Genomic DNA, 13,995 nt, shown 5'->3' on the forward strand with positions numbered 1-13,995 from the left:
GTCCCCCGCCGGTCACGACCGTGCCGCGCCCACGGTCTCCGCCGGGGCCGGGGATGCCGCCGCCGGCGCCGGGCGGGCGGTGGCACGACCCCGGGAGAGCAGTTCGAGTACGCCCACCAGCAGCACGCCGAGCAGCAGGCCCGCGCCACCCACCGGCAGGGCGGTACGCACCAGTTCGGTCATCCGGCTGACCTCGTGCGCCTCGCCGATGCTCGTCACCTGCTTCGGGTCGGCGGCCTGTGCCTGCGCCCGTGCCGCCTGCAACCCCTCCCGCGCCTGGGACAGGGCGTTCGTCGCCGCGTCCCGCTGGGCCAGCAGGGCCTGGTAGTCGGGGAGCTTCGGCCCCAGCTCGTCGAGCTTCTTCTGGGCGGAGGTGATGGCGGCGGTCGCCGCGTCGACGCCACGGCCGTTGCCGACCGCCTGCATGGAGAGCTGCTGTTGGCGCAGGCTGGTCAGCTCGCCGAGGGTGGCCTGGTAGATCCGGTCCGGCTGGGAGACCTTGTTCGTCTTCTCCCACTCACCGATCGCCCTGGTCGTCGTGGTGACGTCGGCGTTGGCCACCTCGACCTCGCCGGTGGCGATGCCGACCTGGGAGGAGAACAGGAAGGCCAACGCCCGGGTGGTGGTGGCGGTCAGCACCGGCGCGACGGTCGCCCGGTCACCGGCGGTGTACGTCACCTCGAGTTGGCTGCTCGCACCGACCTGGGTGATGGCCAGCCCGTCGCGCAGCCGCTCGGGCGACACCCCGGTGTCGGCGGCCACGTCGGCGAGGACCCGGGGCGAGGTGACCGCCGCGCCGAACGCCGCGACGAACTGGTTCGCCGCCTGCGTGCCGGTGTACTGCGTTCCGGCCGTGCCACCCACCAGCGCCGGCGCCGCCACGTACGCGGTCCCGCCGAACTGCTGAGGCGCGAACAGGACGATGGCCGCCGCGGCCCCGGTGGCGAGCACCGGCACCCCCACGAGTACCCAGAGCCGCCGCCGGGCGACCCGCAGGTAGTCGACGATCTCCACCTTTTTCCCCAATGCTGTCGTTCAGTCAAACCGGGATGGACGTGCGTCGTGGCTGCTCGCCGACCGGGTTCGGAGCCGGCTGGCGGGCGATCGCGCTGGCCGCCGCGGCGAACGCGACGAAGTACCAGAGGGTGACCACGTTGGAAATGACGTTTGAGGCGGCACTGACCGCCACGAACGCGGCGGCGCAGCCGGCGAACCCGACCGCGACGCCACGTTCGAAGCTGCCCGGGGGCGCCCGGCGCAGCGCGCGCCGCGCGGTGTGCAGCACCGCGACAAGCATCAGCAGGTACGCCCCGAGACCGAGCAGCCCGGTCTCCACGTACGCCCGCAGGAAGTCGTTGTGCGGCTTCTTCGCCTCGTCGGTCTCGCGCTGGGTCATGTTCGGCCCGATGCCGGTCACCGGGTTGCGGTCGGCGAGCGTGACGATCTCGGTCCAGTAGCCGATCCGCCAGGCCAGGGTGTTTCCGGTCGGGTCTCCGCCGACCGCGCGTGACGTCCCGAGTTGGGCGAAGCGTTCGCCGACGGCGGGCACCAGGGCCACCCCGGCGACCGCCACCACGCAGAGGGTGACGAGCATCCGCTTGCTGCGATGCAGCGCCGCGACCACCACCAGGCCGATCGCCGCGCCGAGCAGGGCGCTTCGGGTGTTGGTGAGGAGCAGGAACAGCAGCGAGAGCGCGAGCAGCACCCCGAGCGACGCCCGCAGTCGACGGCCCAGGAACCGGTAGACCGCGAACCCGAAGATCACCATGAACATCAGGTAGCGACCGAAGGTGGTCGACTGGCTGAACGTGCCGCTGATTCGGGTGAAGTCGCCCTTCACCTCGGCCGGCGGGTTGCCGAGCAGCGACAGGACGACTGTGTAGCCGAGCGCCAGCACCAGCGAGGCGTAGCAGGCGAGCAGTACCCGACGGATCGCCGCGGTGTCCGGCATGAGCTGCTCAAGCACCACGAACATCACCACCACGGTGAGGATCCGCAACGCCTCCAGCAGGCTGTTCGCCGGTCGGCTGGCACCGAGGGCGCTGACCACGCTGCTGGCGCCGACGAGCAGCATGGCCCAGCCGAGCGGGGAGCCGCGCAGCCGCCCGTGCCGGCTGAGCTGGGCGGCCAGCCAGAGCCCGGCGGCGAGGAGGAACAGCACCGCGAGCAGCGTGGAGGGGTCCGCCGCACGGGCCGCTCCGGCGGAGTCGGCCTGGCCGGCGCTCGGGCCGGTCACCTTGAACAGGTCGACGCAGGAGCGCACCGCGAGCATCAGCAGCACGTACCCGGCGAACCGGGTGAGCGCGAGGACGGCCACCGCGATCCCGGCCACCGCCGCGAGCGGCAGCACCATGCCCCTACGGTCACCGGCCGCCATCGAGACACCCGCGAGCACCGCGATGACGGCGGCGGCCACCGCCGCGCCGCCGGTGAGCAGGCGGGTCGGGTCGAGCCGCCCGGTCGTACGCGGGGTGATCTGCTGCGTGTCCTGTTCCACTGATCCCACTGAACTGAATCGGCGCTGCCCGGCCGCTGCCGGGCGCGGCCAGCCGATGTCCTCCCGGCACAAGAACGGTTCAATCTAGCCCGGTCGCCCGGACGGCAGAAGGGGCCGTTGCGCCGACTGCTTTCTCCTCCGCGGGGCCGATCCGACGCTCCCCCGGCGATTGCGCCGCCCGGTCAGTCGACGTCCGCCACGGGTCGTGCCCGGGCCCGCCGGCCCGGCTCCGGCGCCAGGTGGAGATAGAGCCGTTCCAACTCGCGAGCGGCGGCGTCCCAGCTGTATTTGCCGGTGACCCGCTCGCCCAGCGCGACGGCACCGGAGCGTTCCCGAGGCAGGTCGGCAAGCAGCGATGTCAGCACCCGGACCAGGTCGTCCTCGTCGCCGTCGCGGAACAACCGCCCTCCGGCCGCGTCGGACCTCAGCACCTCGACGTGCGGCGCGATGTCGCTCGCGACCACCGGCAGCCCGTACGCGGCGGCCTCCAGCAACGTCAACGGCAGTCCCTCCAACCGGGACGGCTGAACGAAGCCGGCGGCGCTGGAGTACAGCTCGGCGAGCAGGTCACCGTACGCGAACCCGGTGAAGACGATCCGGTCGTCGGTGCCGGCCTCGCGGCGCAGCCGCTCCACGAAGTCGTCGGTGAACGACGATCCGCCGACGATCGCCAGGCGCATCGGGGTCCGGGTCCGGCGGAACGCGCGGATCAGCAGGTCGGCCGCTTTCTCCGGCACCAGCCGACCGACAAGCAGCAGGTAGCCGCCGGGGGTCAGCCCGAACCGCTCCCGAATCTGGCGGGTGCGCACCGCCCGGGGCGGGTTCACCCCGTTCGGGATGTAGGTCGTCGGGCTGCCGAACCGGGTGCCGTAGTGGGCCGCGAGCCCCTGCGAGACCGCCACCCGCTGGTGCGGGACGTACCCGCTGAGCCAGTGGGCGCTGCCCAGCACCGCCCGCGCGGCAAGGCCCCACTTGCCCCGCTGGTTGTCCAGCCCGTGCACGGTCAGCACCACGCGCGCCCGGGACAGAGCGCGCGGAAGCGGAGCGACCAGGGCCGGCCCGAGCCCGTGGTAGTGCACGATGTCGGGCCTGGCGCCCATCGCCGCCACTGTGGAGGTCGCCGCGTGCACGATGGCGTCGAGGTGTTTGCTCGCGATCGTCTGGGTCTGGCGTAGCCGTACGCCCCGGTAGCCGTCGGTGGGTGTCTCGCCGTAGCTGCGGCGGCAGTACACGGTGACCTCGTGGCCGTAGCCGGCGAGGCGGCTGGCCATCTCCTCCACGTGCCGTTCGATCCCGCCGTAGGTCGCCGGGATGCCCTTCTGGCCGATCATCGCGATCCGCAGCGGACGCCAGGCGGTGTCGGCGACGCCCGCTCCGGACGGGCGGGTGGGGGCCACCCGCTGCCGGGGAATCGCAGGGCTTGCCGCGTGCTGGTCCACGTCCTCGGCCTGCAGGTCGGGATGGGCCACATTGACTCCCCTGCGTGACTAGGCCCGCGCCCGCCGCCCGGCCAGGTCAACACCTTGCCATGGATGAGCCCGTCTACAGCCGATCATTGAGACAGAAAAATCATCCATGGGATTCGCCTCGAAGGGAATGGCACCGGGGTGACCAGACGACGTCGGTACCGCGTCGAACGCCGCACACAGCGCGACGAGCCCCGGTCGATCGCGTGCGGATCGGCCGGGGCTCGTCGTTCAGTTACCGTCAGGCGAGATCGAACCGGTCGAGCTGCATGACCTTGGTCCACGCGGCCACGAAGTCGGCCACGAACTTGGCACGGGCGTCGTGGCTGGCGTAGACCTCCGCGAGGGCGCGCAGCTGCGAGTTCGACCCGAAGATGAGGTCGACCGCGGTGGCGGTCCACTTCACCTCATCGGTGGCCAGGTCGCGGATCTCGTACACGTGCTCGTCGGACTTCGACGCGCTCCACCGGGTGCCCGGGGAGAGCAGGTTCGCGAAGAAGTCGTTGGTGAGCACACCCGGCCGGTCGGTCAGGACACCGTGCTTGCTGCCTCCGACGTTGGCACCGAGGGAGCGCAGGCCGCCGATGAGGACGGTCATCTCGGGCGCGGTCAGGTTGAGCATGTAGGCGCGGTCGACGAGCAGCACCTCCGGCTGGGTCTTCTCGCCGACGCGCAGGTAGTTGCGGAAACCGTCGGCACGCGGCTCCATGACCCGGAACGACTCGGTGTCGGTCTGTTCCTGGGTCGCGTCGGTGCGGCCCGGCCGGAACGGCACGGTCACCTCGACGCCGGCATCCCGCGCCGCCTTCTCCACGGCGGCCGAACCGGCGAGCACGATCAGGTCGGCGAGGGAGATCTTCGCGCCCCCGGCGGCGTTGAACTCCTGCTGGATCCCCTCGAGGGCGGTCAGGACGGTGGCCAGCTGCTCGGGCTGGTTGACCTCCCAGCTGCGCTGCGGCTCCAGGCGGATGCGCGCACCGTTGGCGCCGCCGCGCTTGTCGGTGTGCCGGAAGCTCGCGGCCGAGGCCCAGGCGGTGGAGACCAACTGGTCGACGGTGAGGCCGGACTCCAGCACCTTCGCCTTGAGGGCGGCGACGTCGGCGTCACCCACCAGCTCGTGGTCGACGGCCGGCACCGGGTCCTGCCACAGCTGCGGCTCGGCCACCCACGGGCCGAGGAAGCGCTCGATCGGGCCCATGTCGCGGTGCAGCAGCTTGTACCAGGCCTTGGCGAACGCCAGGGCGAACTGGTCGGGGTTCTCCAGGAAGCGGCGGGAGATCTTCTCGTACGCCGGGTCGACCCGCAGCGACAGGTCGGTCGTGAGCATCGTCGGACGGTGCTTCTTCGCCGGGTCGAAGGCGTCCGGGATGATCGCCTCGGCGTCCTTGGCGACCCACTGCTTCGCGCCACCGGGGCTGGTGGTGAGCTCCCACTCGTAACCGAAGAGAATCTCGAAGAAGCGGTTGCTCCACTGCGTCGGCACGTCGGTCCACGTCACCTCGAGACCGCTGGTGATCGTGTCGGCGCCCTTACCGCTGCCGTGGGTGCTCAGCCAGCCCAGGCCCTGCGCCTCCAGCGGGGCGCCCTCGGGCTCCGCGCCCACGTGGTTGTCGGCGACGCCGGCACCGTGGGTCTTGCCGAAGGTGTGACCACCGGCGATGAGGGCGACGGTCTCCTCGTCGTTCATCGCCATCCGGCCGAAGGTCTCGCGGATGAAGTGCGCCGCCGCGGCCGGGTCGGCGTTACCACGCGGGCCCTCCGGGTTGACGTAGATGAGCCCCATCTCGGTCGAGCCGACGCCGGCCGCCATCTCCTTCTCGGAGGCGTAGCGCTCGTCGCCCAGCCAGGTGTCCTCCGGACCCCAGAAGATCTCCTCGGGCTCCCAGACGTCCTCGCGACCGAAGCCGAAGCCGAAGGTCTTGAAGCCCATCGACTCCAGGGCCACGTTGCCGGCGAGCACGAGCAGGTCGGCCCAGGAGATCTGCTGGCCGTACTTCTGCTTGACCGGCCAGAGCAGGCGACGGGCCTTGTCCAGGTTGGCGTTGTCCGGCCAGCTGTTCAGCGGCGCGAACCGCTGCCCACCGTCGCCGGCGCCGCCGCGGCCGTCCTCGATGCGGTACGTGCCGGCGGCGTGCCAGCTCATCCGGATCATCAGGCCGCCGTAGTGGCCGAAGTCCGCCGGCCACCAGTCCTGCGAGGTGGTGAGGACCTCGACGATGTCGCGCTTGAGGGCCTCGACGTCGAGCTTCGCGAACTCCTTGGCGTAGCTGAAGTCCTCGCCCAGCGGGTTGCCCTTGGACGAGTGGGCGTGCAGCACCGAGAGGTCGAGCTGGTTGGGCCACCAGTCCCGGTTGGTACGCGGACGGCCGCCGGTCTTCGGGGTCGGCGAGTCGATCGCCGGGTTCTCGCTCTCGCTGCCGTGCGCGGTCACCGAGTCGTGCGCGACCGGGCAGCCGGCCGCTGCCTTCTGGTCCACGCCCTGCGCACTGGTGGGGCCGTTCTCCTGGGTGTCGCTCATGTGCTTCCTTCCGAGCTTGCGGATCTCTGGGGCGTGCGGTCGGCCGCGCAGTCGGGGCAGGTGCCCCAGTAGACGACCTCCGCCTCGTCGACCACGAAACCGTGGTCGCCCGAGGCGGTGAGACAGGGGACGTGGCCGACGGCGCAGTCGACGTCGGCGATGGTGCCGCAGGAGCGACACACGACGTGGTGGTGGTTGTCGGCGACCCGGGACTCGTAGCGGGCGGTCGCCCCGGCGGGCTGGATGCGCCGCACCAGACCGGCATCGGTGAGGACGCGCAGCACGTCGTACACCGCCTGGTGGGAGACCGTGGGATGATCCGAGCGGACCAGCCTGATCACCGCGTCGGTGCCGATGTGCGGGTGGTCGCGCAACGCCGCGAGCACCGCCAACCGGGGCCGGGTCACGCGCAACGAGACCGCCCGCAGCTGCGCCTCGAAGTCGGACATCACGGGTACGAACACTAGCTCACTATTTTGGAACGAATCAAATTTCGCGCCGCCCGAGGTACCCCAACAGGGGACGATTCACCCGAGGTTAACCTGCCGGAGGAAAAAAACCGGACAGCCATGTCGAGAAGTGCCAACCGGCTCCGTCCCCGTGGTGAACGACGTGCCGATGGACCAGTGGACGCCGGCGGAGATCTCGGCCCACGTGCAGTACATGCGCGACGTCGCGGCCCGACTCGAGGAGACCGGCGAGTTCGTCGACGGTCAGGCGCTCGCCCCGGAGGAGACGTTCGTCCGGTACGACGGCGAGGGCCGCCCACCGGTCACCGACGGTCCCTTCGCCGAGACCAAGGACCTCATCGCGGGCTGGATGGTGATCGACGTCGACAGCTACGACCGGGCCGTCGAGCTGGCCGGGGAGCTGTCGGCCGCACCCGGTGCGGGCGGGAAGCCCATCCACGAGTGGCTGGAGCTGCGTCCGTTCCTGAGCGAGCCGCCGACCATCACGGAGTGACGACGTCGATGGACGAGACGCTGCTGCGAAGCCTCACGCCGAGCGTCCTCGGAGTCCTCGTCCGCCGCGGAATCGACTTCGCGGCGGCCGAGGATGCCGAGCAGGACGCCCTGGTCGAGGCGGTCCGCGTCTGGCCGGCCGACCCGCCACGGGACCCGAAGGGCTGGCTGACCACCGTGGCGTGGCGACGGTTCCTCGACACCGCCCGCGCTGACGCCGTCCTCGGCGGTCGCGCTCACGCTGCGCGCCGTCGGTGGGCTGACCACCCGTCAGATCGCGCACGCCTATCTGGTGCCCGAGGCGACCGTGGCGCAGCGCATCAGCCGGGCGAAACGCTCCGTCTCCGGGCTGCGCTTCGACCGACCGGGTGACGTCGCCACCGTGCTGCGCGTCCTCTACCTCGTCTTCGACGAGGGGTACTGGTGCCCCTCGCCGAGCAGGACCGCAGCCGCTGGAACACCGGGTCGATCGCCGAGGGCGTCGCGATCCTGCAGGGGGCCCTCGCCCGCGACCAACTGGGCGAGTTCCAGGCCCAGGCCGCCATCGCGGCACTGCACGCGGACGCGCCGACCGCCGCCGAGACCGACTGGGTGCAGATCGTGGAGTGGTACGACGAACTCGCCCGGCTGACCGGGAACCCCGTCGTTCGGCTCAACCGCGCCGTGGCGATCGGCGCGGCCGATGGCCCCCGCGCCGGTCTGACGGCGCTCGCTGCCGTGGACGAGGCGCTGCCCCGGTACGCGGCGGCGGCGGCGTACCTGCACGAGCGCGCCGGCGAGCTGGCCACGGCGGCCCGGCTCTACGCCGAGGCGGCCCGGCAGGCCCCCAACCTCGCCGAACGTGACCACCTGACCCGCCAGGCCGCCCGACTCAACGCCCTCGGGCGTCGCTGACCGCGCGGTCCGGAAAGTCTCCGGAAGTTTCGGTGACCGCCACTCGGACCGAGATCCGATGTCGAGATCCTGCGGTGCAGCCAGGGAAGCCTGATCGACTACTGACCTGGATGGATGCTGAGTAGCGGCATCAGCAGTGTTGCCACCCTGTTTCCGAAAATTGTTGACAAGTGGACGACCAGGTTAATACGGTCGCCATCGACGGTATTCGATTGTCGTCAGCACCAGCCACCACGACCCACTTCTCCGGTCGCCGTGCAGCACGACCGGCCCACCACCACCGAGCGGTACGACGCCCTGGCCGAGTCGACCACCGGCAGCCTGCCGAGGCGTACCGCGCCGCTGGCCCCCGCCAGCCGTCACGAGGAGGCACAGTTCCATGACCGACACCAGCCACACCACGCGCAGAGGGCGCGGCCGCATGCGGTTGCTCCTCGGCGCCGCATGCGCCGCCGTCGTGGCCGTCGCGGGCACGATGACGGCCACCAACGCGTACGCCGAGGCCGACCGGACCCTCACGTCGAACCTCACCGGCACGCACAACGGGTACTACTTCTCGTTCTGGAAGGACAGCGGCAACGCCAGCATGACGCTGCGCGCCGACGGTCGCTACACCAGCAGTTGGGACAGGAGCACCAACAACTGGGTCGGCGGCAAGGGTTGGGCCACCGGCAACCGTCGCACGGTCACCTACTCGGGCAGCTACAACCCGGGCAACAACAACACCTACCTGGCCCTGTACGGGTGGACGCGCAACCCACTGATCGAGTACTACGTGGTGGAGAACTTCGGCAGCTACAACCCGAGCAACGGCGCCACCCGGATGGGCACGGTCACCACCGACGGCGGCACCTACGACATCCTCCGCAGCCAGCGGGTCAACGCCCCGTCGATCGACGGCAACCAGACGTTCTACCAGTTCTGGAGCGTCCGCCAGCAGAAGCGTTCGAGTGGCACCATCACCACCGCCAACCACTTCGACGCCTGGGCGCGTGCCGGCCTGAACCTCGGCAGCAACCACAGCTACCAGGTCATGGCCACCGAGGGCTACCAGAGCCAGGGAAGCTCCGACATCACCGTCCGCGAGGGCAGCGGCGGCAGCAACCCGACCTCCGGGCCCACCACCGGCAACCCGGGGACCGGCAACTGCAACGCGACGATCTCCGCCGGCCAGCAGTGGGGTGACCGGTTCAACCTCAACGTAGCGGTCAGCGGCACCAACAACTGGGTGGTCAGCCTCGGCCTCAACGGCGGCCAGAGCATCCAGAACAGTTGGAACGCCTCGGTCAGCGGCAGCAGCGGCACCGTCACCGCGCGACCGAACGGCAACGGCAACAACTTCGGGATCACGGTCATGGCCAACGGCAACTGGACCTGGCCGACGATCAGCTGCAGCAGCAGCTAGCACCGATCCCACTTCGCTCTGGCGTGGCGGCCCCGGCCGCCACGCCAGTGGCGCGGTGTGACGCTACGTCCGCGGTGCCGCCGTCTCCTGCGCCGCCGGCGCTCCGGAGGACGGCTTCTTCGTCGGCCCCGCCGTCGGCCCGTCCTCCGGCTCCTCCTCGGGCTCCTCCGAGGCCGTCCCGGTCGGTGCCGGCGTCGACCCACCCGTCGGTGCTGCCGTCGGCTCCGTCGGAGGGCTGTCGGACGAGGTCGGCTCGGACGCACCCCCGGTGCTCTCGCCGGTCGGCGTCGGCTGGCCGACCGGCCCCGCCGACACACCGGCTGTCGGGGTCGGGGAGCCGGGCGCGCGGACGGGCAGGCCGGCGGACCCGCGGGTACCCGGCTCTCCGCCGCCGCCGACGCCGGGGCCGGGCTCGCGTTGCGAGGGGCCCGTCGGCGACACCGCGGGCGGCGACGACGGTTGCCCGTTCGGGCCCTTCATCATCCCGGTGGGGTCGGCGAAGACCAGCACGGCAGCCGCGGCGGCCATCGATCCGAGAACCACCGCGAGCACCTTCGGCACCGGGCCACCCGCACGCCTCGCCGCGCCGCCGCCAACCGTCCGCCGGACCTCCGTCTGCTCGACCGCCGCCCCGACCGGCGCTTCAACCACCGCCGCTCCGACCACCGGCGCTCCGACCACCGTCCGCGTCATCCGGTCGGACGGGTCCGCGAGCAGTTCGGCCGCGGTGGCCATGCTCGCCGCCGTCGGGAAGCGGCGGGTGGGCTCCTTGGCCATCGCGGTGGCGACCAACCGCTGGACCGCCTCCGGAACGTCCGCGGGCAGCGGCGGCGGCTCCTCCTCGAGATGCCGCAGCGCCACCGCCACCGCGGTCTCGCCCTGGTGCGGGGGTCGGCCGGCAAGGCAGTGGTAGACGACCGCTCCCAGCGCGTAGATGTCGATTGCCGGGGTGATCTCGCTCCTGGTGACCTGTTCGGGAGCCATGTAGAGGGCGGTGCCGACGACCTGGTTCGTGCCGGTCAGACTCGCCGCCTCCTGGGTCACCGCGACGCCGAAGTCGACGAGTACGACGTGCCCGTCCGGCTCGATGATCAGGTTGCCGGGCTTGACGTCCCGGTGCACGACGCCGGCGTCGTGGGCGGCCTGGAGCGCACGGGCGGTCTGCGCGGCGATGGACATCGTCTCGGCCACACCCAGCCGGCCCACCTCGGCGATCCGCTCCGACAAGGGCTGCCCCTGCGCACACTCCATGACGATGTACGCGAGCACCGACGCGTCGGGCCTGGACACCTCACCGTAGTCGTAGACCTGCGCGACACCCGGGTGACGCAGGGCCGCCATCGCCCGGGCCTCGCGACGGAACCGCTCGCCGAAGCCGGGATCGTCGACCAACCGAGGTCGCAACATCTTGATCGCGACGCAGCGGTCCAGGGTTTCGTCGACCGCTCGCCAGACGTCACCCATCCCACCGCTGGCGATGCTCTCGACCAGACGGTAACGGTCTCCGACGACTTCCCCCACAACCGGCATGACAGGGTCGGTACCCCGGACGACTCGATCTCAAGCACCGCTAGATCGGCTGAGCCGCCAGCCCGGTCGGCTGGCCCCGCCGCTTGCGACGGAGCCAGCGCGACCGATCGCGGGCCTGAGTCAGCTGGCGAGTCTGGCCAGCAGGGCGGTGGCCATGCCCTGCTCACCTCGGGCGTTGGGGTGGAAGGGCGCCGCCGAGTTCTGCGGCACCAGCCCCTCGATCCACCGGGTGCCGCTGCTCTTGCACGCGTCGCGGCCGATCGACGGGGTGTAGACGTCGGCGTAGGTGGCGCCGTTGGCGCTCGCGACGCTGGCCAGCATCGCGTTGAGCGACTTCTCGATGCCACGCAGGTAGGGCACGTCCTGGTAGGCGATCGGGACGACGGGCCAGCAGCCGTAGCCGGTGTCCGGCAGGATCGCCGGGTATCCGAGCACCACGACCCGCGCGCCCGGCGCGGCCTGCCGGACCGCCTGCAGCACGGCGGTGATCTTCGGCGTGGCGGCGACGATCCGCGCCTGCAACTGGTCGACACCTCCGGCGGTGTACCGGTTCTTGCAGGGCGATCCGAGCGGACTGCTGACGCTCGCCTCCGCGCAGTCGCCGATGATGCCGGAGAAGCCGATGTCGTTGCCGCCGATCTGCACCGTCACCAACGCCGTGTTCGACGTGACCGCGCTGAGCTGTGGTGGCAGCGTCACGCCCAGCTGGCCGCTGCCGCCGTAGAGGATGTCGTCGGTGGTGGCACCGGAGCAGCTCACGTCGGCGAACGACGACGAGCCGGCGGACGCGGCCACCAGCGACGGGTAGTTGCGGCTTGACCGCAGGCAGTTGAGGTCGACCTGGCTGGGAATCAGCGGACCTGCGGTGTACGAGTCACCGAGCGCGACGTAGCGGCCGGTGGGCACGGCGGCGCTGGCTGGTGTGGCGACGGTGAAGAGCACGCCGGCGGTCGCGAGGGTGAGTGCGGCCAACCGGGTGGCTGCCCGCAGGAGGGGCAGGCGGGGACGGGTCATGGCGCCTCCCAGGAGGGATCACAGGGGTGGTGGTGCCCGAGATCCTGTCGCCGCCGACGCCGCACGTCAATATCGATGAGCCTCACTAAATGCCGGCCCGGAGTGTGGGATTGATTGGTGGTGGTCAATCAAGCGACGCATACCACTGGGCGCCGGTCACCCGGATCCGCCGGGACTGCTTGCGGTTCCACTCCACCCGCATGCCGTGCTTGCGCAGCACCGGAAACGCGACCTCGTCCAGCAGTCGCTCCAGGTCGGCCTGGTAGCTGGCCTGCTGCTCGGCCTCGGACAGGCCCGCGTAGGCGTCCTCGTCGAAGTCGGCCGGGGGGTAGACGCCGTAACCGAGGTAGACCTCGCCGTCCTCGCTCGCGAGCAGCGACTCGGTGTCCTGCTGGTGGTACCAGAGGAACCCGTGCCAGTGCCGGGAGTCGTCCCGCTCGTCGTCGATCTCGGCACTGGCGCAGGTGCCACAGCAGCTGAAGTTTTCCCGGGCCAACACCCCCAACTCGTTGAGCTCGACGAAGGCGCGGGTGAGGTTGCCGCTCACCGCACCCCACTCGCGCTGCTGCCCCCGCCGAACCGCCAACGCCGCCTCGTACGCCGCCCTGAGCTCGTCGTCACTGGCGCCACGGCGCTCCTCGGGGTCGTCGAAGAAGTCGACGAACTCGTCCGCGTCGGCCTCACCGCGCACCACCCAGGCCCACAGCTCGTCGTCGATCGCGGTGCGGCCCGGCTCGGGGATGCGATCGGTGAGGAACCTGGCACCCGCGGGGCGATCGTTGTACGTCCACTCGGTCACGACGAGATCTTCACATGGGCGTACGACGACCGTCGTTGCGACCACAGATCGACGTGGCGGGCCAGCCGAGCCTAGTTTCCGGCCGGCACCTGGTCCTTGACGTCGTCGTAGCCGACCGGCTTCGGCGCCGTGCCCGGCGCGTAGATCACGCGGAGGACGCCCGTCGGGAACGCCTCGGAGGCCAACAGGCGCAGGTGGTACGCCGCGTCGCCCTCGTCGAACAGCTTGCGGCCCTTGCGCGCGGCCACCGGGTGCACCAGCAGGCGCAGCTCGTCGACCAGGCCCGCGGCGAGCAGTTGCTGCACCACGGAGATCGACCCGGGGATGAGGATTCCCCGGACGCCGGCATCGGCCTTGAGCGCGGCGACGGCGTCGAGGAGATCCCCGTCGACCAGCTCCGAGTTGCGCCAGGAGAACTCCAGCGGCTGGCGCGAGACGACGACCTTGCGTACGTCGCCGAGCTGCTTGGCGAACGGGGCGTCCTCGCCACCGGCGGCCTCGCGGTCGGGCCAGGCCCCGGCGAAGCTGTCATACGTCTCGCGGCCGATGAGCAGCACGTCGGCGGCGTCGTAGTCCTCGGTGACGGCCCGGCCCATGTTCTCGTCGAAGTACGGGAAGTGCCAGTCCGGGTCGATCTCGGCCACACCGTCGGCCGAGATGAACAACGTGGAGATGACCTTTGCCATCGCGGAGGCCCCTTCGAGTTCGGAAGATGTCGGTGGATCGACCGGCGCATCATCCCAAAATCACCCGTCACAGACCCGCCCCGACGCCGCATGTCGCGCCTCGTCTCTGTCGCCGAGGTCTCGGACATGGTGTGCGGGCGGGGGCGGGGGGAGCCCCCACGCCCCCCCCCGGTCAGCAGTGGCGGGGGCCGCAGGGCCGCCCGGTCGGGCGGCGGCCGGCTGGA

Annotated in this window: 11 protein-coding genes and 1 pseudogene; 3 read left to right on the forward strand and 9 right to left on the reverse strand. The window is 71.1% G+C overall.

The genetic code is table 11. The annotated features are described in order from the left end of the window. Positions 1 to 12 precede the first annotated feature (12 nt). From AB0C15_RS20625 to AB0C15_RS20645, 5 genes are all read right to left on the reverse strand, one after another. Entirely contained in the window at positions 13 to 1,014 is a 1,002-nt protein-coding gene (locus AB0C15_RS20625; RefSeq protein ID WP_357354202.1) for a Wzz/FepE/Etk N-terminal domain-containing protein, read from the reverse strand. A 25-nt stretch (positions 1,015 to 1,039) separates the two neighbouring features. Beyond that, positions 1,040 to 2,497 (reverse strand): O-antigen ligase family protein, encoded by a 1,458-nt coding sequence (locus tag AB0C15_RS20630; protein WP_357354203.1) that lies wholly within the window; start codon positions 2,495 to 2,497, stop codon positions 1,040 to 1,042. 182 nt (positions 2,498 to 2,679) lie between these two features. Further along, complete coding sequence (locus AB0C15_RS20635; RefSeq protein ID WP_357354206.1) at positions 2,680 to 3,966, reverse strand: glycosyltransferase family 4 protein; 1,287 nt, start codon at positions 3,964 to 3,966, stop codon at positions 2,680 to 2,682. 238 nt (positions 3,967 to 4,204) lie between these two features. After that, entirely contained in the window at positions 4,205 to 6,481 is a 2,277-nt protein-coding gene (katG, locus tag AB0C15_RS20640) for a catalase/peroxidase HPI (protein WP_357354208.1), read from the reverse strand. Further along, positions 6,478 to 6,933 (reverse strand): Fur family transcriptional regulator, encoded by a 456-nt coding sequence (locus AB0C15_RS20645; protein WP_357354232.1) that lies wholly within the window; start codon positions 6,931 to 6,933, stop codon positions 6,478 to 6,480. The genes katG and AB0C15_RS20645 overlap by 4 nt, the downstream gene beginning before the upstream one ends. Positions 6,934 to 7,060: 127 nt before the next feature. Between AB0C15_RS20645 and AB0C15_RS20650 the strand changes: the two genes are divergently transcribed. The 3 genes and pseudogenes from AB0C15_RS20650 (at position 7,061) to AB0C15_RS20660 (ending at position 9,742) form a co-directional block, all read left to right on the forward strand. Next, positions 7,061 to 7,444 (forward strand): YciI family protein, encoded by a 384-nt coding sequence (locus tag AB0C15_RS20650; RefSeq protein WP_357354210.1) that lies wholly within the window; start codon positions 7,061 to 7,063, stop codon positions 7,442 to 7,444. An 8-nt stretch (positions 7,445 to 7,452) separates the two neighbouring features. Beyond that, positions 7,453 to 8,337: pseudogene (locus tag AB0C15_RS20655) on the forward strand (sigma factor). Positions 8,338 to 8,716: 379 nt separating this feature from the next. Then, complete coding sequence (locus AB0C15_RS20660) at positions 8,717 to 9,742, forward strand: glycoside hydrolase family 11 protein (RefSeq protein ID WP_357354211.1); 1,026 nt, start codon at positions 8,717 to 8,719, stop codon at positions 9,740 to 9,742. 63 nt (positions 9,743 to 9,805) lie between these two features. On the opposite strand, the gene AB0C15_RS20665 is transcribed toward AB0C15_RS20660, so the two are convergent. The 4 genes from AB0C15_RS20665 to AB0C15_RS20680 form a co-directional block, all read right to left on the reverse strand. Beyond that, positions 9,806 to 11,272 (reverse strand): protein kinase, encoded by a 1,467-nt coding sequence (locus tag AB0C15_RS20665; RefSeq protein WP_357354212.1) that lies wholly within the window; start codon positions 11,270 to 11,272, stop codon positions 9,806 to 9,808. Between the two features lie 120 nt (positions 11,273 to 11,392). Beyond that, on the reverse strand, positions 11,393 to 12,286 hold the full coding sequence (locus AB0C15_RS20670; RefSeq protein WP_357354214.1) for an SGNH/GDSL hydrolase family protein: 894 nt from the start codon (positions 12,284 to 12,286) through the stop codon (positions 11,393 to 11,395). Positions 12,287 to 12,410: 124 nt separating this feature from the next. Beyond that, the gene (locus AB0C15_RS20675; RefSeq protein WP_357354216.1) at positions 12,411 to 13,085 is read right to left on the reverse strand and encodes a hypothetical protein; all 675 of its coding nucleotides are present in this window, start codon (positions 13,083 to 13,085) and stop codon (positions 12,411 to 12,413) included. A 71-nt stretch (positions 13,086 to 13,156) separates the two neighbouring features. Beyond that, positions 13,157 to 13,771 carry a dihydrofolate reductase family protein gene (locus AB0C15_RS20680; RefSeq protein WP_357354218.1) on the reverse strand — a complete coding sequence of 205 codons (615 nt, stop codon included), beginning with the start codon at positions 13,769 to 13,771 and terminating at the stop codon, positions 13,157 to 13,159. Positions 13,772 to 13,995: the final 224 nt, after the last annotated feature.

The sequence above is a fragment of the Micromonospora sp. NPDC048835 genome (assembly GCF_040649995.1).
In the GTDB taxonomy this organism is placed as follows: Bacteria; Actinomycetota; Actinomycetes; order Mycobacteriales; family Micromonosporaceae; genus Micromonospora.